Raw genomic sequence first — 22,242 nt, 5'->3', positions numbered from 1 at the left:
GTCGGTCAGTCGGTCGGTCAGTCGGTCGGTCAGTCCTGTTTCTCGCCGCTCGCGAAGCGGGAGATGATCAGCGCCACGATGATGATCGCGCCGTTGAGGAACTGGTTCCACAGCGGGGGCACACCGCCCAGCGTCATCACATTGACGACCAGCTGCAGGGTGAGCACCCCGGTCAGCGCCCCGAAGAGGGTGCCCCGCCCGCCGTTGAGGCTGACGCCCCCGATGACGGTGGCGGCGAACACCTGGAAGATCCAGCCGTTGCCCTGGCTGGCCGAGACCGATCCGTAGTGGCCGGTGTACAGGATTCCGGCGAACGCGGCGAGCAGCCCGCCGAGCCCGAGCACGATCCAGGTGATGCGGTCCACGCGGATACCGGCGGCGCGCGCCGCCTCGGTGTTCCCGCCGATCGCGTAGAGCGCCCGGCCGTGCCGCAGATAGCCGAGGGCCAGGCCGCCGACCGCGAAGAGCACCAGGCAGATCCAGATGGCGGCGGGCGCGCCGAACCAGGAGGCCTTGCCGAGGTAGGCGAAGGACTCCGGCACGTTGACGATCGACTTGCCCTCGGCCACCCCGATCTGGAGGCCGCGCAGCATGGTGAGCATCCCGAGCGTGGCGATGAAGCCGTTGACACGCAGCTTGAGGATGAGGAAGCCGTTGATGCCGCCGATCACCACGCCGACCGCCAGGCAGACCGGGATCGCGGTCCAGGACGGCAGTACGCCCAGACCGTGGAAGGTCGCGGGGCCCGACGAGGGCAGCACCAGCCACATGGCGATGACCGGGGCCACGCCGATGGTGGATTCCAGCGACAGGTCCATCCGGCCGCTGATGAGGATGAGCGCCTCGGCCAGCACCAGCAGGCTCAGTTCGGTGGACTGCTGGGCGACACCGATCAGGTTGTCGGAGGTCAGGAAGGCCGGCGAGACGATGAAGCCGATCACGCACAGCACCAGCAGCACCGGGATCAGCGACAGGTCCCGGTAGCGGGCCAGCTGGAAGCTCAGACCTCCCGGCCGGCGCGTCTTGGAGGTGCCGACCGGCTCCACGGTCAGCTGGGTGGTGTCACTCATCTTCGTCGTCTCCCTTACGGCCGCCCGGGGTCACGGGCAGTCCTTCCATCGCGGAGACCACGTCCCTGTCGGTCCATCCGCTGTCGAACTCGGCGATCACCCGCCCGTGGAACAGGGCCAGTACGCGGTCGCAGACCCGCAGGTCGTCCAGCTCGTCGGAGACGATGACCGCGGCGTTCCCGCTGTCCGCCACCTCCCGCACCACACCGAGCAGGGAGTCCTTGGACTTGACGTCGACGCCCGCGGTCGGCCTGATCGCCACCAGCACCCGCGGTTTGCGGGCCAGTGCCCGCGCGATGACGACCTTCTGCTGGTTGCCGCCGGACAGGTCGGAGACCGACTGGCCGGGTCCCGAGGTCTTGATGTCCAGCGAGTCGATCATCGACTGCGCGAACTCCCGGGTGCGGGAGGGCAGCACGGTGCCGTACGGGCCGAGCTGGTCCGTGACGGTGAGCGTCGCGTTCTCCGCGACGCTGCGGCCCGGCACCAGCCCCTGCCGGTGCCGGTCCTCCGGCACGTAGCCGATCCCGGCGCCGAGCGCGTGCGGCACGCTCCCCGGCCGTACGGTCCGGCCCGCGACGACGGTCCGGCCGGCGGTGGGCTTGCGGAGCCCCACCAGGGTCTCCCCCAGCGCCGTGTTGCCGCTGGCGGTCGCCCCGGCCAGGCCGAGCACCTCGCCGGGGCGCACGGTGAAGTCGATGGCCCGGTAGGCGCCGTCGAGCGCCAGCCCCTCGGCGCGCAGCACGGGTTCGTCCTCCCGCCGCACCGTGGCGCCCGCCTGCCAGGCGGTGGCGGACTGCGCCGAGTCCCCGGTCATCGCCTGCACCAGGTCGGCCTTGCCCAGCTCCGCGACGGGCGCGGTGAGCACATGCCGGGCGTCACGGTAGACGGTGACGGTGGTGCACAGGTCGTACACCTCCTGGAGGTGGTGGGAGATGAACAGGAAGGCGACGCCCTGCCGCTGCAGTTCGCGCAGCCGGGCGAAGAGCCGCTCGATACCCGCCGCGTCGAGCTGGGCGGTCGGCTCGTCGAGGATGATGAAGCGGGCGCCGAAGGACAGCGCTCGCGCGATCTCCACGAACTGCCGCTGCTCGACGGTCAGATCCTTGGCGCGCGCCGCCGGATCGACCTCGACGCCATACTCGGCGAGCAGGTCACGGGCCCGCTGGCGCAGCTTCGGCCAGCGGATCCGGCCCTCCCCGAAGCGGCCGGCCGCGAGGCCGTACCGGTTCAGGAAGAGGTTCTCCGCGACGGTCAGATCCGGGACGACCATGGACTTCTGGTAGACGCAGGCGACCTTCGACTGCCAGGCGGTGGTGTCCCCGAACGCGGGCGCCGCCTCGCCCTGGAAGGCGACGGAGCCCGCGTCCGGGGCGTGCAGCCCGGTCAGTACGGAGACGAGGGTGGACTTGCCGGCGCCGTTGCGGCCGACGAGCGCGTGGGACTCGCCGGCCTGCACCGTCAGCCGCACCCGGTCGAGCGCGACGGTCGGCCCGAAGCGCTTGACGACGCCCTCGGCGTGCACGGCCGGCGGCGGTGCCCCGGCCGCCGGCTCCTGGCGGGGGAGTTCCTTGGCTGGTGCCTGGGACATGGTCAGCTCTTTCCGAGCTGGTTGGCCCACAGCGCGGCGTCGTCCACGTTGCTCTTGGTGACGAGCGGGGCGGGCAGCTGGTCCTCCAGACCGTTCGGGATCTTGATGATGTTGGAGCCGTGGTCGGTCGGACCGGGCTGGAACGTCTTGCCGTCCAGCGCGGCCTTCGCGTAGAAGAGCGCGTACTTGGCGTAGAGGTCGGCGGGCTGCGAGACCGTCGCGTCGATCTTGCCCTCGCGGATCGCCTTCAGCTCCTCGGGGATCCCGTCGTTGGAGATGATGGTGATGTGGCCTGCCGTGCCCGGCGGCTTGAGCAGGTGCTTCTGCTCCAGCAGGGCGAGGGTGGGCTGCAGGAAGACGCCGCCGGCCTGCATGTAGATGCCGTTGATGTCCGGGTCCGAGGCGAGGGTGGCCTGCAGCTTGGAGGAGGCGACATCGCCCTGCCAGTCGGTGGCCAGCTCGATGACCTTGATGTTCGGGAACTTCTCCTTCATGCAGGACGCGAACGCCTCCGAGCGGTCCCGCCCGTTGATGGAGTCGAGCGCGCCCTGGAACTCGACGACCTTGCCCTTGCCGGCGAGCTGCTGGCCGAGGTATTCGCACGCCTTCTGCCCGTACGCCTTGTTGTCGGCGCGCACCACCATGTAGACGTCGCCCTTGTCGGGGCGGGTGTCGACGCTGATGACCGGGATCTTCTTGTCCGCCAGGCGTTCCAGGGTGGAGGCGATGGCGCCGGTGTCCTGCGGGGCCATCACCACCGCCTTGGCGCCCTGGTCGGTGAAGGTCTGGGTGTTCGCGACGAGCTTGGTGATGTCGTTCTGCGAGTTGCTGCGCGGCAGTGCGGAGACGACCCCGTCCTTCACGCCCTTCTCGATGTACTGCTGGTACGAGTTCCAGAAATCGCTGTCGGCACGCGGCAGGTCGATACCGACCTTGCCCGAGGTGCCCGCCTTGTCGTCGCTGCCGCGATTGCAGCCGGCGACGGCGGTGACCGCGAGGAGTGCCGCGCACGCCGTGACCATGGTGCTCGTGAGGGAACGCTGCCGCAGTCTCATCGTCGAGTCCTGCCCTTCTTGGTGTGTAGCGGCTCGGAATGCTTACGCCCTGGGAGGCGATGGGGAGTGGATCAGCGAGCGGTGTCCTGCGGCTTCGGATCCAAGGCGGAGGAGGGAGGCGACGCGGAGCGTCGTCGACCGACGACAACGCCGGAGCCGGAGTCGCAGGACACCGGGAGCCCGCTCCCTATTGCCCCCCAGGGCGTTGGGGGGTGGGGCGGAGTCTCAGTCCTTGCATGCCACCGTCGACGGCCAGTGCCGTCCCGGTGACGCTCCCGGCGGCGGGGCTCGCCAGGTAGGCGATGGCCGCGGCGACCTCGTCGGCGGCGACGAGGCGGCCCAGCGGTTGCCGGGCGTTCAGTGCGGCGCGCTCGGCGGCCGGATCATCGGCACGGTCGAGCAGTCTGCCGATCCAGGGGGTGTCGGCGGTACCGGGATTCACGCAGTTCACGCGTACGCCCTCGCGGACGTGGTCGGCGGCCATCGCGAGCGTCAGCGAGAGCACCGCGCCCTTGCTGGCGCTGTACAGGGCGCGCTGCGGAAGTCCCGCGGTCGCCGCGATGGAGCAGGTGTTGGTGATGGACACACAGCCGGGGCGGTCCGCGGCGGCGGCCCGCAGGTGCGGCAGCGCGGCCCGCGCGGTGCGCACCATGCCGAGGACGTTGATGTCCAGGACGCGGAGCCATTCGTCGTCGTCGTTCTCCTCGACGGTGCCGATCGCGCCGATCCCCGCGTTGTTGACGAGGATGTGCAGGCCGCCGAGGAGTCCGACGGCCTCGGCGACCGCGGCCCGTACCGCGGGGCCGTCGGCGACGTCCGCCGTGACGGCCAGGGTGCCGGGCGGCGCTCCCGCGGGATCGCGGTCCAGGACGGCGACGCGCGCGCCGCGCGCGGTGAGCAGGGCGGCGGTGGCGGCGCCGATGCCGGAGGCGCCGCCGGTCACGAGGGCGGTGAGCCCCCGCAACTCACGGTCTTGGATGTTGTTCATGCGGATCCTTCCTGGCGGGCCTGCGAAACAGTGCGGTCCTCCTGCCGGGCCTGCCAGACCGGGCCTTCCGGGTAGCGGTGGTCGGCGATGGATCGGGGTTTCATCCGGGCGGAGAAGCCGGGACGGGCGGGGGCGCGGTAGCGGCCGTGGTCGATGACGACGGGGTCCTCGAAGTGCTCGTGGAGGTGGTCCACGTATTCGATGACCCGGTCGTCCCAGCTCCCGGAGACGGCGACGTAGTCGAACATCGCCAGGTGCTGCACGAGCTCGCACAGGCCGACACCGCCCGCGTGCGGGCAGACCGGCACCCCGAACTTGGCGGCCAGCAGCAGGATCGCGATGTTCTCGTTGACCCCGGCGACGCGGGCCGCGTCGATCTGGACGAAGTCCACGGCGCCGGCCTGCAGCAGCTGCTTGAACATGACGCGGTTGGCGGCGTGTTCACCGGTGGCGACCTTGACGGGCTGCCCGGCGCGTACCGCGGCGTGCGCGAGGATGTCGTCCGGGCTGGTGGGTTCCTCGATCCAGTACGGGTCGTAGGCGGCCAGGGCCTTCATCCACTCCAGCGCGGCGGAGACGTCCCAGCGCTGGTTGGCGTCGACGGCGATCCGGATGTCCGGGCCGACGGCCTCGCGGGCGATCCGCATCCGGCGCAGGTCGTCGCCGAGATCGGCGCCGACCTTGAGCTTGATCTGGTGGAAGCCGTCGGCGACGGCTTCCTTGGACAGCCGGGCGAGCTTCTCGTCGGAGTAGCCGAGCCATCCCGGTGAGGTGGTGTACGCGGGGTAGCCGCGGTCGCGCAGCAGCGCGGCCCGTGCGGCCCGGCCGGGTTCCGCGGCGCGCAGGATGTCCAGCGCCTCCTCGCGGGTGAGCGCGTCGGTCAGATAGCGGAAGTCGACCATGTCCACGATCTGTTCCGGGCTCATCGAGGCGAGGAACTCCCAGACCGGCTGGCCGGCCCGCTTGGCCGCCAGGTCCCAGGCCGCGTTGATGACGGCGCCGGCCGCCATGTGCATGACGCCCTTCTCCGGGCCCAGCCAGCGCAGCTGCGAGTCATGGGTCAGTTCCCGGTGGAGTCCGCCAAGATCACCGGTAATACTGTCCACGCCGCGTCCCAGTACATAGGGTCGCAGGGAGCGGATCGCGGCGGCGGTGACATCGTTGCCGCGGCCGATCGTGAAGCAGAAGCCGTGCCCCTCCAGGCCGTCGGGGTCATCGGTGCGCAGAACTACGTAGGCGGCGGAGTAGTCGGGGTCGGGGTTCATGGCGTCCGAGCCGTCGAGCTGCTCCGAGGTCGGGAAGCGTATGTCGTAGACGTCGACCTCGGTAATGGTCGGACTCATGTACACCCCCGTCGTGAGACATCGGATCTTTTTTCGAACAACCGATGTATAGCGCCGAAAACCTCGCGAAGTCCAGGGGGTAGAGCCAACTTTGTGGAAGACAGATCGGATGTCTCGCGAGAGACTCCTGAAATGGCTGCGTCGTGGGGCGCTGGTGACCGCTGTGGTGCTCCTGGTCCCCGTGGTGGCCGTGGCCATCGCGCTGCGGCTCGAATACGCCGGGGATCCCGGCGCGGCGGGCCGCACCCGGGGGCATGACGCGGTCTGGCTCGGGCACGCCTGGGTCGACGGCCGGCACACCGCGGCCGACCTCGAAGCCCTGCGCGTCCAGGCCCAGGGCACCGGGATCCGGGACCTCTATGTGCACACCGGACCGCTGGAGCAGAACGGCAGTCTCGATCCGACGCTCTACCCGGGCGCGGCCTGGCTGATCGGCGAGGTCCACCGGATCCTGCCGGGCGTCCGGGTGCAGGCCTGGCTCGGCAACGTCATCGCGCACCACAACGGGGACGACGGGCTGCACCTGCCCGACGAGGCCACCCGCGCCCGCATCCAGGCCAGCGGTCAGCAGGTGCTGGCCGCCGGATTCGACGGCGTCCACCTCGATCTGGAGCCCAACTACTCCGGTGACAAGGACTTCCTGGACATCCTGGACCGGTTGCGCGCCACGACTTCGGCGCACGGCGCCGCGCTGTCGGTGGCCACCCACCAGATCGATCCGCTGCCGGGACTGCACACCATCGCGCTGTCGATGTTCGACCATCCCAAGTGGTGGTCGCAGAAGTACTTCGCCGAGGTCGCCCGCCGCGTCGACCAGGTCGCGGTGATGGCGTACGACTCGGCGATGCCACTGGAAAGCCTGTTCGGGGGTTACCTCGCCCAGCAGACCGCCCTCGCCCTGGAGGTCACCCCGGCCGGCACCGACCTGATCATGGGGCTGCCCGGCTACCACACCAGCACGAGCGGACACCATCCCTCCGCCGAGACCGTCACGGCCGCCGTGCGCGGCGCGCGACTGGGTCTGGCCAGGCACGGAAAGGACCGCGAGGCCTTCGGCATGGCGCTCTACGTGGACTACGCCGCGACCCCCGGCGACTGGGCCGCGTACCGGTCCGGATGGGGCGGGCGCTGACCGCCGCGGGAGCGGATCGTGACCGGACGCGTACGTGCGATGACCGTGGGGATCATCCTGGTACGAGGGCTGCGGAGAGGGCCTCCGTAAGCCGTAGGCTGGTCCCGCACTGACACGAACAGCAGCCGGCAGGGGACGGCCTCGCCCCCTCCGGCCGGAAGGAGGCGCTGGGTGATCGAGCTCGAGGGAGTACCCGAGCTGATCGACCCGGTCATGGTGGCCGCGTTCGAGGGCTGGAACGACGCCGGCGACGCAGCCTCCACCGCGGTCGGCCACATGGACCGGGAATTCAAGGGGGAAGTCTTCGCGGCACTGGACGCCGAGGACTACTACGACTTCCAGGTCAACCGGCCGACCGTCTGGCTGGACGCCGGGGTACGCAAGATCACCTGGCCGACCACGCGGCTGTCGGTGGTCCGCGTCCAGAACCCCCGGCCCCGTGACCTCGTCCTGGTCCGCGGCATCGAGCCGAGCATGCGCTGGCGCTCGTTCTGCAACGAGATCCTGGGCTTCGCCCATGAACTCGGCGTGGAGATGGTCGTCGTGCTGGGCGCGCTGCTGGGCGACACCCCGCACACCCGCCCGGTCCCCGTCACCGGAGTGACCTCCGACGCGGACCTGGCCGTCGCCCTGAACCTGGAGGAGTCCCGCTACGAGGGCCCGACCGGCATCGTCGGCATCCTGCAGGAGGCGTGCACGCACGCCGGCATCCCGGCGGTCAGCCTGTGGGCCGCCGTCCCGCACTACGTGTCGCAGCCGCCGAACCCCAAGGCGACGCTCGCCCTCCTCAACCGCCTGGAGGATCTGCTCGATGTGCGGATCCCGCTCGGCGAACTGCCGGAGGACGCGCGCGCCTGGCAGGTCGGGGTGGACCAGCTCGCGGCCGAGGACAGCGAAGTCGCCGAGTACGTACAGACGTTGGAGGAGGCCCGCGACACCGTCGAACTGCCGGAGGCGTCGGGCGAGGCCATCGCCAAGGAGTTCGAGCGCTATCTGCGGCGCCGCGACCCCGACACCGGCGAGGCCCATCCCTACCTCAGGGACACCTCATCGGGACCGCACCCCGCCCGGGGCGCCGCCAAGGAGGAGCCCGAACCGGACGACTCCGACGACGAGTAGCCCGGTACGCGGGACGACCGGCCGCCGGCCGGGTGCGCGCTGCGCATCCGGCCGGCGGTCGTCCGTCACGGGGTCCCGACGGGTCAGGCGCAGCTGAACTTCGCCGCGGCCCAGTCCCCGTGGTCACCGCTCTTGGAACCGTTGGTGTCGGTGATCTTCAGACGGACGTGGCGCGCCCCGCCGAGCGGGACGTCCACCGGCACGGTCGCGGAGGCGCCCGTCACCTTGGGCGAGGTCCACAGCACCTTGCCGTCGGCCTCGACCGAGAAGGCCACCTCCCCATAGCCGTTGATCTCGTCGTCGATCCCGGCGTCCGCGGTGAAGCGGGTGCAGCGGCCGCCGGTGTAGAGCTCGATGTCGGAGTCGGCGTGGGCGCCGATCCCCTTGGGGTAGACCGTGCCCGCCAGGGTGATCGGATGACCGTCCTCGGCGCCCGACTCCCCGTTGCTGCGATCGCGTTCGGGCGGCCCGTAGCCGTTCCCCTCGCTCAGCCACACCATGTCGCTCGCCCAGGTGTCGGCCACCGGTGGCGGCGGCATCGCGGAGACCGCGAACGGCTGCGCCGTCACCCGGGCCTGCCCGCCCGTCCGGTAGGCGGCGGAGGCCGTCAGCACCGCCTCCCCCGGTGCCGCGTTCTGCGGCGGGGTGACGGTGACCTGGACCCTCCGGGTCGTCCCGGCGGGAATGCGGCCCACCGGCGCAGGGGCGGTCACCGACCAGCCGGCCGGCGCCTTCAGCGTCACCTGGACTCCGGTGGCGTCCCTGCTGCCCGCCGTCACGTCCACCGGCACGGTGGCCGGCACACCCGCGCCGACCTCCTGCGCCGGCGGCGACGACACCACGGCGGCGCTGCCCGGCGCCTTGCCGCCGAGCGCGCTCGCGCCCAGCAGCCGGAGGGAGAACGCCTTCGCGGTGCTCAGCGACGGGGTCTTGACCTGCACCACGCCGCCCCGGTCGGCCGTGTCGAACCACCAGCCGCGCGAGGCCGCGTCGAAGGCGGCCTTGGAGGTGTACTTCGGCAGCGCGGACCCGTCCAGCAGCAGACCGGCAGGCGCGTCACCGGTGTGCACGGTGAACTGGTACGGGCGGGCGGTCTGCTTGCCCTGGAAGGTTCCGTTGCTGGCTCCGACGTCGACGGTCACGTCGCCCGCGCCGGACGACGGGGCCTTGACGGTGACCTTCTGCCGCGCGTACTTCCCGGCCCGGCTCTGCCGGGTGACGCCGTCGTCCTCGTACAGCGTGAAGGACGACGTGCCCTGCGGGTAGACGTCCCAGGCGACCGGCGAGGCCGGGGTGCGGTCCTGGTAGGACCTGATGCCGGGCCACATCGGCACGGCGGCACCGGCCTTGACGAACAGCGGCAGCGTGCCCAGCGGCGCGCTGTAGCCGTTGACCGTGGTCGGGCCCTGGTAGACGCGGCCGGTCCAGTAGTCGCTCCAGGTGCCCTTCGGCAGATAGATGCCGTCGCGCACCGCGGTGTCCTGGTAGACCGGCGTCACGAGGAAGTCCTCGCCGGACAGGAACTCGTACTTCGCCGCGTCGGACGCCGCCTTCGGGTCGTCCGGGTACTCCAGCGCGAGCGGCCGCACCTGGCCGACCCCGGTGCGGTTCGCCTCGGCCGCGTAGGAGTACGTGTACGGCAGCAGCGACTCCTTGAGCTTGAGGTACTGGCGGTTGATGGAGGTGTACGGCTCCCCGTACCGGTAGGGCTGCTTGTCGTTCGCGGCCCAGCCGTCCATCGTCATCACGGCCGGCAGGAAGGACTTCCACTCCAGGTCGCGGGTGTAGGTCTTGGGGCTGCCGCCGAAGATGCCGTCGATGTCACCCGAGGTGTAGGCGAGCCCGGACATCGTGGCGCCCGCGTACGTCGGGATCTGCCAGCGGATGTACTCCCAGCTGCCGGACTGGTCGCCCGACCACTGCACGCCGCAGCGCTGCGCGCCCGACCAGCTCTCGGGAGCCCAGGTGAAGCCGCGGGCGTCGCTGTTGTCCTCGATGCCCTGGTAGGCGTCCTTGCAGCCGTCGAGGGCGAACTTGTAGCCGCCGCCGACCCAGGCCACGTCGAGCTTGGCGATCCGCTGGCCGGCCTTGACCTGGTCGGCGAGTTTGCCGATGCCGTCCTCGGTCCACAGGCCGGTCTTCATCTTGCGGTCCTGGAGACCGGCGGAGGTCTGCGGGAGGTTCTCGTAGCCGCAGCCGTAGCCGTCGTTGACGAGCATCCAGCCGTTCGGCATGTCGTTCTTGACGTAGTCGTCGGCGACCTTGAGGGAGTCCAGGGTGTGCCGCTCGCCCCGGTTGGCGTTGTGCAGATAGCAGTCGGAGTCGCCGACCTCGAGCCCGTACACGGGCGGCAGGAAGGGGCGGCCGGTCAGCTGGGTGTACTGGCCGATGACGTCCTTGGCCGACGGGCCGGCGAAGTAGTACGCGTCGAAGCGGTTCTCCTGCTCGGTCGTCGCCACCGGATCGGTGAAGGCGTACGTGCCGGGCGCATAGGTGTTGCGGAAGGCGCCGTAGCCGGCCGTGGACAGGTAGAACGGGACGGAGTTGGGGTGCCCGCCGTCGTTCCAGTTGTCGTCGACGCCGACCTCGACGGTCTGGCCGCGGTGCGAGGTGTTACCGCGGCCGTTCTGCATCCCGGCGCCGTAGAACTGCTCGGTGGCGCCGCGCTCCAGGGTCTGGGTGGTCCTGGTGCCGTTCCACGTCAGGCCCTTGGACTCGGCCCAGACCTTGGTGCCGTCGGCGCGGTAGAGGGCGAAGCGCAGCGGGGACTTGTACGCGCGCAGGGTGACCTGGGAGGTACTCAGCTCGTACCGGTCACCCGCGTCCCGCCACCGGGTGGCCGGCGCGGCGCCCTGCGGCAGCACGATGTCGGTGCCGGTGGGGTCGCTGAACTTCCCGTCGGGCGCGAGCTCCACACGGAACGTCTGCCCGGACACGAAGGTGACCCGGACCTCGGCCTGGCCGGCCGTCAGGTGGTAGACGGGCCCGGCGGCGGAGAATCCGGTCAGATTCCCGACGGTGGTATCGGCGGGCGCGGCGGCGTGCGCCGTACCCGGTACCGGGACGAGGAGGGCCACGAGCAGGCCCAGCATCACCATCAGCGGCATCGCAGACATTCTGCGATGTTCTTGAGCATTCCTGTGCATGAACACCTCTCCGGCTGCATCTGCGCGCAGTTGGAAGCAAGAAATGAGCAACTGCGAGCGTGTATAGCGCAGATGCCGTGCTCCTGACCAGAGGGCCGTCGGGTGCCGGGTCACCGCTTCCGGCGCGGCGGGCCCCGTTCCGCTGTCCGCCGGGCGCAACGAAACGGCCCCGGCGGCGATCCGCCGGGGCCGTTCGGTTGCGCTACGAGCTGTCGTACGGGCTGTCGTTAGAGGGCGACGCCCAGGAGTGCGTCGACCGCGCGGGAGACCACACCGGGCGCTCCCTCGTCCGTGCCGCCGGACAGGGCCTGCGAGGCGGCCCAGCGGTCCACCGCGGCGAGCGCGGCCGGTGCGTCCAGGTCGTTCGCGAGCGCCTCGCGGATCTCCTCGACGAGCGCCTCGGCCGGCGGCCCGTCGGGACGGGACACCGCCGCGCGCCAGCGGGCGAGGCGTTCGACGGCGTCGGCGAGCACGCCGTCCGTCCACTCCCAGTCGGCGCGGTAGTGGTGGGCGAGGAGCGAGAGCCGGATCGCGGCGGGGTCGACCCCGTCACGGCGCAGCTGGGAGACGAAGACCAGGTTGCCCTTGGACTTCGACATCTTCTCGCCGTTGAGGGCGACCATGCCGGCGTGCACGTACGCCTTGGCCATCGGGAACTCGCCGGTGAGCACCTGGGCGTGCGAGGCGCCCATCTCGTGGTGCGGGAAGGCGAGGTCGGAGCCGCCGCCCTGGACGTCGAAGCCCATCCCGAGGTGGTCCAGCGCGATGGCCACACACTCGATGTGCCAGCCGGGCCGGCCGCGGCCGAGGGAGGCGCCGTCCCAGCTCGGCTCGCCCTCACGGGCGGCCATCCAGAGCATCGGGTCCAGCGGGTTCTTCTTGCCGGGACGGTCCGGGTCGCCGCCGCGCTCCGCGGACAGGATCCGCATCGCGGTCGCGTCCAGCCGGGAGACCTGGCCGAAGTGCGGGTCGGAGTCGACGGAGAAGTAGGTGTCGCCACCCAGTTCGTAGGCGGCACCCAGTTCCAGCAGCCGTTCGACCAGCGGGACGATCCCGGGTATGGCCTCGACGGCGCCGATGTAGTGGGCCGGGGGGAGCATCCGCAGCGCGGTCATGTCCTCCCGGAACAGGGCGGTCTCACGCTCGGCGAGCGCGGTCCAGTCGTCTCCGTTGGCGATGGCCCGCTCCAGGAGCGGATCGTCGACGTCCGTGACGTTTTGGACGTACTGCACCTGACGCTTCGTATCGAGCCACACGCGCTGCACGAGGTCGAACGCGTTGTAGGTGGCCGCGTGCCCCATGTGGGTGGCGTCATAGGGAGTGATCCCGCAGACATAGATGCGGGCGACCGGACCGGGGTCCAGGGTTACCGGGCCACCGGTCGCGGTGTCGTGGAGGCGGAGGTCGCGGCCACTGCCGGGAAGGGCAGGGACGTCGGAAGCGGGCCAGGCATACATGAGATGAGCGTAACCGGACGTGGGTTCCGGAAACGAACCGGCGGCAGGCACGAGTGCGGATGGGCCGGATTGGCCGTCTTGACTTTTCCGCGCGCCGCCGCCCGGGAGGGTCGGCTCCGGGTCCTCGGCCCGACGGCTGTGCCGGCAGGGCAGACCTGCGGCTGGAGACTCCTAGACGGGCGGCCAGGGAATGGCCGGCCACTGGCCGCTCGGCCGCGGGTAGCGACCGGTGCGCAGCAGATCCGCCACTCGGGTGCCGACCGCTGCCACCTCGGCGTCGGTGAGCAGCTCCGCGAGCCGGGCGCCCAGCCCGCCCTTCAGGGCGTCGGTGAGGCGCCGGAGCACCTCGACGGCGTCCTCGGGCAGCGGTTCGTCCGCCCAGCCCCACAGGAGGGTGCGCAGCTTGTCCTCGGCGTGGAAGGCGATGCCGTGGTCGATGCCGTAGAGCCGGCCGTCCGGTGCGGGCAGCAGATGGCCGCCCTTGCGGTCGGCGTTGTTGATCACGGCGTCCAGCAGGGCGATCCGGCGCAGCCGCGGGTCGTCGGCGTGCACCAGCAGCGCGGTGCGGCCGCCGCCCACCTCGGCCCGGACGACCGCCTTCCAGCCCTCGCCCGGCTCGTCCTCCTCGACCAGGGCCAGCAGCTCCGGCGCCTGGCCGGACTCCTCGTCGGCCTCGTCGATCCACAGCTGGCACATGCCCTCGCCGTACGGGCCGTCGCGCAGCACCGTCGGTGGTACGAGGCTCCAGCCGGTGGCCTCCGAGACCAGGTACGCGGCCACCTCGCGCTCGGCGAGGGTGCCGTCGGGGAAGTCCCACAGCGGGCGCTCCCCGGCGACCGGCTTGTACACGCACTCGGCGGTCCGGCCGTCGAGGGCGACCTCGCAGTACAGGACGGCGTTGGAGGCGTCGCGCAGCCGCCCGCGCACGGTCAGCTCGCCGCGGGTGAGCAGCTCCATGGCGTCCCCGGCAGCGCCGGACGGGCCGCCGGGCGGGCCGGTGGTGTCACCCGGATCGCCGGACGTACCGGCGTCGCCGGTCAGGCCCCCCGCCGGTACCCGTTCTGGCGCGGGCATACGTGTCCTTCCGGGTCCAGGGGCAGGCTGCACAGCGGGCACGGCGGACGGCCCGCCGAGACCACGTCCAGGGCCCGCTTGGCGAAGGACCGGGCCTGCGCGCCGGTCAGGTGGACCCGCAGCAGCGGCGGGCCGTTCTCGTCGTCCTCGCGCAGCTCCTCGGCCGCTTCGAGGGTGGCGTCGTCGGCGTCGGGCTCGACCTCGACGAGCGCCTGGGCCTCCAGGACCATGCGCTCCTGGGTGCTGTCCCAGGCCAGCGCCATGGTGCCGACCCGGAACTCCTCCTCAACGGGACTGTCGAGCGGCGCGGTGTCGGCCAGTTCGCCCGGCGCGACCGCGGGCACGACGGTGCTGCCGCCGGTCCGCCGAACGACCTCGTCCAGCAGCTCGTCGATCCGTTCGGCCAGCGCCGCGACCTGCGTCTTCTCCAGGGCGACGCTGGTGGTGCGGCCTGCGCCGGTCGCCTGCAGGAAGAAGATGCGCTGGCCCGGCTCACCGACCGTGCCGGCGACGAACCGGTCCGGTTGTTCGTAGAAGAAGACCTGACGGGGCACGTCCTGCTCCGTTTGCTCGACTGTGCGGCTGCTCGACTGTGGGACTGCTCAGCTGTGGCGGTGCTCAGTTGCGGCTGTGCTCAATTGTTTGGGCTCAGTTATGGGTGTGACCGGCCGTTCCGTACCGCCGGACACGGTCCGGGGCGGCGGAACACTGCCGGTCCACCACCCTACTGCGGAAGCCGATCACGGTGTGCCGGTGCCACCACCGACCACCGCGTCCCCCGTCGTGCCCCCGGCGGCGTTTCCGCCTGTTTCCGACGCTTCGGTGGCCGCCGCGGACGGCGCGGGCGCGAGCCCGGTGAGGTCGCCGGTGTCGCCGAGCCGCAGCAGGAACGGCCGGTAGGCGGTGTAGCGGATCGCGGTCACCGAGCAGGGGTCGACGGCGATCCGCTGGAAGAGGTCGAGGTGCATGCCCAGGGCGTCGGCGGCGATGGCCTTGATGATGTCGCCGTGCGAGCAGATGGCGTAGACCGCGTCGGGGCCGTGGCTCTCCTCGATCCGCGCGTTCCAGTCCCGTACCGCGTCGACCGCGCGCGCCTGCATGGCCCGCAGCGACTCGCCGTCCGGTCCGGGGAAGACCGCGGCGGACGGGTGGCGCTGCACGGTGGCCCACAGCGGTTCGTCGGCGAGCTCGGCGAGCTTGCGGCCCGTCCAGTCGCCGTAGCGGCATTCGCCGATCCGGTCCTCGGTGTGAACGGGCAGCTCGGGGCGGGTGTCCAGCATCGGCTGGACGGTCTCCCGGCAGCGCTGCAGCGGGCTGGTGACGACGGCGGCCAGCGGCACCACGGACAGCCGGGCGGCGAGCTCGGTGGCCTGGGCGCGGCCGCTGTCGTCCAGGGCGACGCCCTGGCTCCAGCCGGCCAGCACTCCGTCGGCGTTGGCGGTCGACCGCCCGTGGCGGACAAGGATCACGGTGGGCATGCGGGCCAGCCTACGTCGGTGGTGTGACTTCGCCGGATCGCGGAAGAATAGCCCTCGTGATCGTGGACTGCGCCATCTACAAGGACGGGCACCGGACCGAGGGGCCCGACGACCTCTCCGATGCCCTGGACCAGGCGCGGGCGTCCGGCGACGCCTTCCTCTGGATCGGACTGCACGAGCCGACGGAGGACGAGTTCGACCTGGTGACCTCCGAGTTCGGCCTGCATCCGCTGGCCGTCGAGGACGCCCTGACCGCACACCAGCGCCCCAAGCTGGAGGTCTACGACGATTCGCTGTTCGTGGTCCTCAAACCGCTGGAGTACGACGACGCGGCGGCGACGGTCACCGCCGGTGAGCTGATGGTGTTCATCGGTGACGCCTTCGTGGTGACGGTGAGGCACGGCGAGGGCAGCGCGCTGGCCGAGGTGCGGCGGCGGCTGGAGAAGGATCCCGAGCTGCTGAAGCACGGACCGCCCTCGGTGCTCTATGTGATCAGCGACACAGTGGTGGACCACTACGTGGAGATCGCCTACGAACTGCAGGTGGACCTCGAGGAGTTGGAGTCGAGCGTGTTCACCCCGAATGCCGGGGACACGGCCAACACCGCGAGCACGATCTACACCTTCAAGCGCCAGGCACTGGAGTTCCGCCGTGCCACCGGTCCGCTGATGGACCCGATGGCCCGGCTCGCGGGCGGCGGGGTGCCGTTCGTCTCGGCGGCCAGCCGGCCGTTCTTCCGCGATGTCGCCGACCACCTGACCCGGGCGAACGAGCAGGGCGAGAGCCTGGACCGGCTGCTGTCCGACATCCTCGCCGCGCATCTGACGCAGGTGGGAGTGCGGCAGAACGACGACATGCGCAAGATCTCGGCGTGGGCGGCGATGGCCGCGGCGCCGACGATGATCGCCGGCATCTACGGCATGAACTTCGACCACATGCCGGAACTCCACCAGACGTGGGGTTATCCGGCCGTCATGACGCTGATGGCGGGCATCGTCGCCCTCCTGTACGGGTTCTTCAAACGGCGCGGGTGGCTGTAGCGGGGTGGGGCGGGTGGTTGCGGCCGGGCGGTGCGGGTGGCGGTGACCGTGTGGGGTGGCGGGCAGACTGTGCGCGGCGGGTCGCCGTGACCGTATGGGGCGGGTGCCCCGCGAGGCGTAACTCCTGGCCCGCTGAGGCGTTGTGTTTGCTGACGGCCGTGGCGGGGAAGACCCCCGAGCCCCCACCACGGCCGCAGATCCCAGCGATCCGGTCGAGCCTCCTCATCCCGCACTGTCCTACCTCCTGGGTAAGGTGCAACGGGGGCTGAGGGGCCAACGAGGCCGTGAATCGCGAAGCAGGTGGACATGTTCAGCAAGGCGACGAGGAGCCGCCCGACCACGCGCCGGTCGGGTCCGGCGGGGTCGGACTGGTCGCCGTACGAGCGGCTCGAGGACGCTTCCGACGCCTACTTCCTGCACGCGGACGTCGCGTTGGACGCGATCAGGGGGGTGCTCGGACGCCGCAAGGTCCTCGGTTTCACCCTGGAGCGGGTGGTGGATCTGACGGAGGCCGGCACGTCTGTCTGGCAGGAGGCGGCGGTCTGCGACGGCCGGCGGCTGATCCTGTGGCACAGCGAGGAGTTGGCCGACGACAGCGCACCCGGCGGGACCGTACTGGACTCGTCGGTGCAGGTGCTCCCGTTGAACTCCATCGGCCATGTCGGGATGCGGACGCTGGTCGGGAGGAACGAGCAGGGAGTGCGCGTCGACCGCGGGGTGTACCTGGTACTCGCGACATCGATGCCGCACGAGTTGAGCGCCGTGCAGGGCGATCCGGACTCGCCGGTCGCCGCCGCCCGCTTCCGTCCGGAGGCGTTCCGGTTCAGCAAGTCGCTCGACGACGGCGGACCGGGCCAGATAGCCCGGCTCGTCGCGTTCGGACGGCTGCTGGGGCGGCTGGTGCCCAGCTAGGGCGTGTTGCGAAAGTCCCGCCTGGCCCACGACGCCTGGCACGCGCCCTAGAACCCGACGGCCCTCAGGCAGGACGCCGGTCCGCCGCCGGGACCTGCATACCGGCCCCGGCCCTCCGCGGGACCGGGGCCGGTCCTCTGCCGGCTACGCGAGGCCCGCGCGCTCCATGGCCTCGACTCCCGCGCGCAGTGCGGCGACCCGCTCGTCGAGCGTCCAGCCGGCCGGGGTGACGGTCAGGGTGGTGACGCCGGCGGCCGCGTACTCCTGCATGCGGTCCGCGATCCGCTCGACCGGGCCGAGCAGGCTGGTGCGGTCGATCAGCTCGCGCGGGACGGCGGCCGCGGCGCCGTCCTTGTCGCCCGCCAGGTACTTGTCCTGGATCTCGGCGGCTTCCTTCTCGTACCCCATGCGCTGCGCGAGCCGGTTGTAGAAGTTCTGCTTCCTGCTGCCCATGCCGCCGACGTACAGGGCGGTGTAGGGGCGGAAGATGTCGGCGAGCGCGTCCACGTCGTCACCCAGCGCGAGCGGCAGCGTCGGACAGACGTCGAAGCCCTCGAGGGTCTTGCCGACCTTGGCGCGGCCCGCGCGCAGCGGGGCCAGCGAGGTGTCCTCCATGTTCTCGGCGGCGCAGAAGAGCGTCAGCGCGCCGTCGGCGATCTCGCCGGTCTGTTCCAGGTTCTTGGGGCCGATCGCGGCGATGTACAGCGGGATGTGCTCGCGCACCGGGTGCACGGTGAGCTTGAGCGCCTTGCCGGGGCCGTCGGGCAGCGGCAGCGTCCAGTGCTCGCCCTCGTGCGAGAGCCGCTCGCGGGCCATCGCCTTGCGGACGATCTCGACGTACTCCCGGGTGCGGGACAGCGGCTTGTCGAAGCGCGTGCCGTACCAGCCCTCGGAGACCTGCGGTCCCGAGACGCCGAGGCCCAGCCGGAAGCGGCCGCCGGACAGCGAGTCGAGGGTGGCGGCGGTCATCGCGGTCATCGCGGGGGTACGGGCCGGGATCTGGAAGATCGCCGAGCCGATGTCGATGCGCTCGGTCTGCGCGGCCACCCAGGAGAGCACGGTCGCGGCGTCGGAACCGTACGCCTCCGCGGCCCAGCAGACCGCGTAGCCGAGCCGGTCCGCCTCCTGGGCGACGGCCAGGTTGTCCGCATCCATCCCGGCGCCCCAGTAGCCGAGGTTGATTCCGAGCCGCATGCCGCTCCCCTTACTGATGAGTAACGTCTCTGTCACTCCGGACTTTAGCGCCATGGCGTGCTTCGCGCGCCTGTCGGGTTCGTCACTGCTGCCCAATCAGCCACTTCACCAGTAATCTCAGCGGTCATGGAACAGAGGCACCTCGGCCGCACCGGGTTGCGCGTGTCGCGGCTTGGCCTGGGCACGCTCACTTGGGGGCGCTACACCGGGGAACGCGACGCGGCCGACCAGCTGAAGACGTTCTGGGAGGCGGGCGGCACGCTGGTGGACACCGCCGACGTCTACGCGGACGGCGGCGCGGAGTACCTGCTCGGGCGGCTCATCGAGGAGTTCGTCCCGCGCGCGGATCTGGTGATCGCCACCAAGGCGGGCAGCGTGCCCGATCCCGACCGGCGCTTCGACTGTTCCCGCGGCCATCTGCTCTCGGCCCTCGACGCCTCCCTGCAGCGGCTCGGCACCGACTACGTCGACCTGTGGCAGGTGCACGCCTTCGATCCGGCCACCCCGCTCGACGAGACGCTGCAGGCCCTCGACATCGCCGTCACCTCCGGCCGGGCCCGGTACGTAGGGGTGTCCAACTACTGCGGCTGGCAGCTCGCCAAGGCCGCGACCTGGCAGCGCGCGGTGCCCGGCCGCACCCCGCTGGCGAGCACGCAGATGGAGTACTCGCTGCTGCAGCGCGGCATCGAGCGCGAGGTGCTGCCGGCCGCACTCGACCTGGGCATCGGGCTGCTGCCGTCCTCGCCGCTGGGCCGGGGCGTGCTCACGGGCAAGTACCGCAGCGGCACCCCCGTCGAGTCGCGCGGCGGCTCGGAGGAGATGGCGGCCTTCGTCGACCCGTACCTCGACGACACCGCCCGGCTCATCGTCGACGCCGTCACCACCGCGGCCGACGGGCTCGCCGTCCGGCCGATAGACGTCGCGCTGGCCTGGGTCAGGGACCGGCCGGGAGTGACCGCGCCCATCGTCGGCGCGCGCAACGCGCAGCAGCTGGCGCAGGCATTGTCAGTGGAGGCCCTTAGTCTTCCGGGTGAGATCTGCCAGGCGCTGGACGATGTGTCGGCGCCGCTGCACCGTTACCCGGATCACGACTGGAGCACGCTCTGAGCGAGCCCGGCCGGGGATCCGCCGCACCACGCCGCACCACGGAGGCCCACGTGACCGAGGACCGCACCGACCAGGACGTCGCGACGCCCGGCGCCGACGGGCAACCGCCCACGGCCCCCGCCCGCCTCGCCGAGACGGAGCGGGCCCAGGAGCGGGTCATAGACGATGCCGCCGCGCCGCTCGTCCCCGCCCCGGCCGCGCGGGCCGGCGCCCGTGCCAAGCCCGCGGTCGACCTCGCGGACCTCGCCGCCGCCATGCGCTCCATCGAACGCGGCGACAACCCCTCGGCCCCCGCCCCCAAGGGCGATGCCGCGGCCGCCCGCCGCAAGCGCCGCGACGCGATGGCCGCGGAGGCGGCGAAGCTCCAGGCCGCCGAGGCGGCGGCCGTGGCGGGCGTTCCCGTGCCTGGGGCGGAAGCTGCCGAGGGGGCCGAAGCCGCGGAGGGGGCGGAGGGTTCCGAGGGGGCGGACGAGGCGGCTGTCGTCGATGGTCCGGAGGCCGCTGCTCCGGAAGGTCAGGACGCCGCGGAATCCGCGCCTGCCGAGTCCGCCGAGTCCTCTGAGCCGCCCACTCCTTCGGAGCCTTCGGAGGCGGAGGCCGAGAGCACCGACGACGCCGAGGAGAACGAGGAGGACGAGGAGGACGAGCCCGAGGAGGTCGTCGACGCCGAACCCGTCGCGGCTGAACCCGTCGCGGCCCCGGCTCCGGCCGTCCCCGCTGAACGGCCTGTCCGGGAGCGGGCGGAACAGGAACCGATCCGTCTCGCGCGGATGCCGGTGGTGTACGACCCGGCCGCCGTCGAGGCGGTGCGGGCCGTGCTGGCCGAGGGCGGGGCGCCGGCGGAGCTGGCCGAGCCCGCGGTGGCCGCGCTCGGCGAACGGGCGGCGCAGGCGCTGCGCGAGGATCCGTGGCAGGTGTTGTCGCTGGCCGGCGTGCGGGTCGAGCACGCGGACGGCTTCGCGCGGGCGCTGCTCGGCGCCGACTGCGGGCCCGACGACGAGCGCCGCGTACGGGCCCTGGTCGTATGGCTGTTGGAGCGGGCCGCCGAGCAGGGGCACACGGCCCTCGAATCGTCCGTGCTGCGCACCGCGCTGGAGAAGCAGTCGGTCTCCGGCGCCGAGGAAGGACTGAGCGCCGCCATCGCCGAGGGCCGCGTGCTGGTGTTCCAGGACACCGAGGACGTCCCCGGGGCGAAGCCGGCCGCGGCGGACGAGGGGGACGAGGGGCCGCCGGTCCGGCTGCTGCTCGGCCTCGACCGCTACGCGCTCGCCGAGGAGAGCCTCGCGGACGGCCTGGACCGGCTGCTCAAGACCTTCGAAGGCGACGATCTCGACTGGGAGTCCGCCGCGGCCGCCACGTCGTCGCCGTCCGCCGCCGCGCTGGTCCGCGCCGCCGCCGTCAGCGGTCTCGTCACGCACACCGGCGGAGAGGCGGCCCGCGCCGAGCCGGCCGCGCTGGTCGCCGCGGCGCGGGAGCTGGGGCTGCGCGCGTACGCCGCCGCGTACACCGCGGAGGGCCGGCGACGGCTCGCCGCGCACCTCGGCGAGGACACCGCCGTCACCGTCGCCGGGCTGCTGTCCGGGCAGGAGGGTCCGGGCCGGGAGGCCGACGGGAGCCTGGCTCTGGACGTGCTGGCCGTACTGGACGCCCCGCAGCTCGACGTGGAGCTCTCGGCGACGCTCGTGGAGGCCGTTCCTGACGGTGCACGGCTGGTCCTCAGCGGCGACCCCGGGGTGCTGTGGTCGGCCGGGCCCGGCCGGGCCTTCGCGGATCTGCTGGCGGCGAAGACCTGTCCGCAGGTGGCGTCCAGGACCCCGGACCCGGGGCCGATCGGCGAGCTGGTGTCGGGGATCGGCATCGGGGAGCTGACGGCGGTGGAGGCTCCCGGTAAGGAGGTCGTCATCGTCCCGGTGCGCGACCCCCGCGAGGCGGTGCACCGCACGGTGCAGCTGGTCGCCGACTCGGTGCCGCGCGTCATCGGAGTGCCCGCCACGGAGACCCAGGTCATCACGCCGGGCCACGGCGGCGCGGTCGGCACCCAGGTGCTGAACGCGGCGCTCAAGGAACGGCTCAACCCCGGCCCGGGCCGGTTCGGCGGCTTCGACCCGGGCGACCGGGTGGTGTACGCGCCGGAGCCTGGCCTGACGCTGCCCGGCACGGTGCTGTCCGCCGATCCCGAGGGTCTGAACCTGGACTGCGCGGGCACCCGGGTCCTCGTACCGCGCGACCAGGTGGCGGCGCTGCGGCACGGGTGGGCGATGACGGCGCAGCAGTCCGCCGGGCTCCGCTGGCCCGCCGTGGTCGTGGTGCTGCCGGGCGACGCCGTGCAGGCGCTGACCCGTGCGTGGGTCTACACGGCCTTCGGCCGGGGCGAGCGCCACCTTTCGGTGGTGCAGGGCGCCGATCAGGGCCTGGCCCAGGCGGTGGCCGGCATTCCGGCGAAGGACCGCACGACCCGGTTGCGTTCGGTGCTGCGCGAGCAGGCGCGCGAGCAGGCGGCGGAGTGAGCCGCGCCGGGGCGGACGGAAACCCGTCC

17 protein-coding genes are annotated in these 22,242 nt (G+C 71.9%); 6 read left to right on the top strand and 11 right to left on the bottom strand.

Annotation, left to right across the window (positions count from 1 at the left end; genetic code table 11):
• Positions 1 to 29: 29 nt before the first annotated feature.
• From C6N31_RS37605 to C6N31_RS37585, 5 genes are all read right to left on the bottom strand, one after another.
• On the bottom strand, positions 30 to 1,070 hold the full coding sequence (locus C6N31_RS37605; protein ID WP_138354788.1) for an ABC transporter permease: 1,041 nt from the start codon (positions 1,068 to 1,070) through the stop codon (positions 30 to 32).
• Positions 1,063 to 2,661, bottom strand: coding sequence for a sugar ABC transporter ATP-binding protein (locus tag C6N31_RS37600; protein ID WP_138354787.1), 1,599 nt, complete (start codon positions 2,659 to 2,661; stop codon positions 1,063 to 1,065). The genes C6N31_RS37605 and C6N31_RS37600 overlap by 8 nt, the downstream gene beginning before the upstream one ends.
• Positions 2,662 to 2,663: 2 nt before the next feature.
• Positions 2,664 to 3,716 (bottom strand): sugar ABC transporter substrate-binding protein, encoded by a 1,053-nt coding sequence (locus C6N31_RS37595; protein ID WP_198359253.1) that lies wholly within the window; start codon positions 3,714 to 3,716, stop codon positions 2,664 to 2,666.
• Between the two features lie 187 nt (positions 3,717 to 3,903).
• Positions 3,904 to 4,704: an SDR family NAD(P)-dependent oxidoreductase gene (locus C6N31_RS37590; RefSeq protein ID WP_138354785.1), complete on the bottom strand. Its 801-nt coding sequence runs from the start codon at positions 4,702 to 4,704 to the stop codon at positions 3,904 to 3,906.
• Entirely contained in the window at positions 4,701 to 6,047 is a 1,347-nt protein-coding gene (locus C6N31_RS37585; protein WP_138354784.1) for an L-fuconate dehydratase, read from the bottom strand. The genes C6N31_RS37590 and C6N31_RS37585 overlap by 4 nt, the downstream gene beginning before the upstream one ends.
• Before the next feature lie 109 nt (positions 6,048 to 6,156).
• Between C6N31_RS37585 and C6N31_RS37580 the strand changes: the two genes are divergently transcribed.
• Positions 6,157 to 7,179 (top strand): glycoside hydrolase family 18 protein, encoded by a 1,023-nt coding sequence (locus C6N31_RS37580; protein ID WP_138354783.1) that lies wholly within the window; start codon positions 6,157 to 6,159, stop codon positions 7,177 to 7,179.
• 171 nt (positions 7,180 to 7,350) lie between these two features.
• The gene (locus tag C6N31_RS37575) at positions 7,351 to 8,298 is read left to right on the top strand and encodes a PAC2 family protein (RefSeq protein WP_138354782.1); all 948 of its coding nucleotides are present in this window, start codon (positions 7,351 to 7,353) and stop codon (positions 8,296 to 8,298) included.
• Between the two features lie 83 nt (positions 8,299 to 8,381).
• On the opposite strand, the gene C6N31_RS37570 is transcribed toward C6N31_RS37575, so the two are convergent.
• The 5 genes from C6N31_RS37570 to C6N31_RS37550 form a co-directional block, all read right to left on the bottom strand.
• Positions 8,382 to 11,414: an NPCBM/NEW2 domain-containing protein gene (locus C6N31_RS37570; RefSeq protein WP_138354781.1), complete on the bottom strand. Its 3,033-nt coding sequence runs from the start codon at positions 11,412 to 11,414 to the stop codon at positions 8,382 to 8,384.
• 257 nt (positions 11,415 to 11,671) lie between these two features.
• Positions 11,672 to 12,901, bottom strand: coding sequence for a cysteine--1-D-myo-inosityl 2-amino-2-deoxy-alpha-D-glucopyranoside ligase (gene mshC / locus C6N31_RS37565; protein ID WP_138354780.1), 1,230 nt, complete (start codon positions 12,899 to 12,901; stop codon positions 11,672 to 11,674).
• Between the two features lie 171 nt (positions 12,902 to 13,072).
• Complete coding sequence (locus C6N31_RS37560; RefSeq protein ID WP_138354779.1) at positions 13,073 to 13,975, bottom strand: SCO1664 family protein; 903 nt, start codon at positions 13,973 to 13,975, stop codon at positions 13,073 to 13,075.
• Positions 13,939 to 14,529: a DUF3090 domain-containing protein gene (locus tag C6N31_RS37555; protein WP_138354778.1), complete on the bottom strand. Its 591-nt coding sequence runs from the start codon at positions 14,527 to 14,529 to the stop codon at positions 13,939 to 13,941. The genes C6N31_RS37560 and C6N31_RS37555 overlap by 37 nt, the downstream gene beginning before the upstream one ends.
• Before the next feature lie 186 nt (positions 14,530 to 14,715).
• Positions 14,716 to 15,453: a histidine phosphatase family protein gene (locus tag C6N31_RS37550; protein ID WP_138354777.1), complete on the bottom strand. Its 738-nt coding sequence runs from the start codon at positions 15,451 to 15,453 to the stop codon at positions 14,716 to 14,718.
• Between the two features lie 47 nt (positions 15,454 to 15,500).
• Here C6N31_RS37550 and corA point away from each other — a divergent pair, with 47 nt between their 5' ends.
• Both corA and C6N31_RS37540 read left to right on the top strand, forming a co-directional pair.
• Positions 15,501 to 16,493 carry a magnesium/cobalt transporter CorA gene (gene corA / locus C6N31_RS37545; RefSeq protein WP_138354864.1) on the top strand — a complete coding sequence of 331 codons (993 nt, stop codon included), beginning with the start codon at positions 15,501 to 15,503 and terminating at the stop codon, positions 16,491 to 16,493.
• 306 nt (positions 16,494 to 16,799) lie between these two features.
• Positions 16,800 to 17,405: a hypothetical protein gene (locus C6N31_RS37540; protein WP_138354776.1), complete on the top strand. Its 606-nt coding sequence runs from the start codon at positions 16,800 to 16,802 to the stop codon at positions 17,403 to 17,405.
• 144 nt (positions 17,406 to 17,549) lie between these two features.
• Here C6N31_RS37540 and C6N31_RS37535 read toward each other — a convergent pair whose 3' ends face one another.
• Positions 17,550 to 18,599, bottom strand: a complete 1,050-nt coding sequence (locus C6N31_RS37535; RefSeq protein WP_138354775.1) for an LLM class F420-dependent oxidoreductase — start codon at positions 18,597 to 18,599, stop codon at positions 17,550 to 17,552.
• A gap of 126 nt (positions 18,600 to 18,725) precedes the next feature.
• Between C6N31_RS37535 and C6N31_RS37530 the strand changes: the two genes are divergently transcribed.
• Positions 18,726 to 19,706, top strand: coding sequence for an aldo/keto reductase (locus tag C6N31_RS37530; protein WP_138354774.1), 981 nt, complete (start codon positions 18,726 to 18,728; stop codon positions 19,704 to 19,706).
• Positions 19,707 to 20,047: 341 nt separating this feature from the next.
• Positions 20,048 to 22,213 carry an ATP-dependent DNA helicase gene (locus tag C6N31_RS37525; protein ID WP_232486140.1) on the top strand — a complete coding sequence of 722 codons (2,166 nt, stop codon included), beginning with the start codon at positions 20,048 to 20,050 and terminating at the stop codon, positions 22,211 to 22,213.
• Positions 22,214 to 22,242 lie beyond the last annotated feature (29 nt).

The organism is Streptomyces fildesensis, from assembly GCF_016107395.1.
In the GTDB taxonomy this organism is placed as follows: Bacteria; Actinomycetota; Actinomycetes; order Streptomycetales; family Streptomycetaceae; genus Actinacidiphila; species Actinacidiphila fildesensis.
The sequence above is the reverse complement of the archived record's forward strand: the minus strand, read 5'-3'. Positions and strand labels throughout refer to the sequence as shown.

Bases quoted from the DNA above. Each gene is read 5' to 3' on its own strand.
- C6N31_RS37605 (WP_138354788.1), bottom strand. From the start codon at position 1,070: ATGAGTGACACCACCCAGCTGACCGTGGAGCCGGTCGGCACCTCCAAG.
- C6N31_RS37530 (WP_138354774.1), top strand. From the start codon at position 18,726: ATGGAACAGAGGCACCTCGGCCGCACCGGGTTGCGCGTGTCGCGGCTT.
- C6N31_RS37585 (WP_138354784.1), bottom strand. From the start codon at position 6,047: ATGAGTCCGACCATTACCGAGGTCGACGTCTACGACATACGCTTCCCG.
- C6N31_RS37540 (WP_138354776.1), top strand. From the start codon at position 16,800: ATGTTCAGCAAGGCGACGAGGAGCCGCCCGACCACGCGCCGGTCGGGT.
- C6N31_RS37595 (WP_198359253.1), bottom strand. From the start codon at position 3,716: ATGAGACTGCGGCAGCGTTCCCTCACGAGCACCATGGTCACGGCGTGC.
- mshC (WP_138354780.1), bottom strand. From the start codon at position 12,901: ATGTATGCCTGGCCCGCTTCCGACGTCCCTGCCCTTCCCGGCAGTGGC.
- C6N31_RS37550 (WP_138354777.1), bottom strand. From the start codon at position 15,453: ATGCCCACCGTGATCCTTGTCCGCCACGGGCGGTCGACCGCCAACGCC.
- C6N31_RS37535 (WP_138354775.1), bottom strand. From the start codon at position 18,599: ATGCGGCTCGGAATCAACCTCGGCTACTGGGGCGCCGGGATGGATGCG.
- C6N31_RS37560 (WP_138354779.1), bottom strand. From the start codon at position 13,975: ATGCCCGCGCCAGAACGGGTACCGGCGGGGGGCCTGACCGGCGACGCC.
- C6N31_RS37525 (WP_232486140.1), top strand. From the start codon at position 20,048: ATGGCCGCGGAGGCGGCGAAGCTCCAGGCCGCCGAGGCGGCGGCCGTG.
- C6N31_RS37580 (WP_138354783.1), top strand. From the start codon at position 6,157: ATGTCTCGCGAGAGACTCCTGAAATGGCTGCGTCGTGGGGCGCTGGTG.
- C6N31_RS37590 (WP_138354785.1), bottom strand. From the start codon at position 4,704: ATGAACAACATCCAAGACCGTGAGTTGCGGGGGCTCACCGCCCTCGTG.
- C6N31_RS37570 (WP_138354781.1), bottom strand. From the start codon at position 11,414: ATGTCTGCGATGCCGCTGATGGTGATGCTGGGCCTGCTCGTGGCCCTC.
- C6N31_RS37600 (WP_138354787.1), bottom strand. From the start codon at position 2,661: ATGTCCCAGGCACCAGCCAAGGAACTCCCCCGCCAGGAGCCGGCGGCC.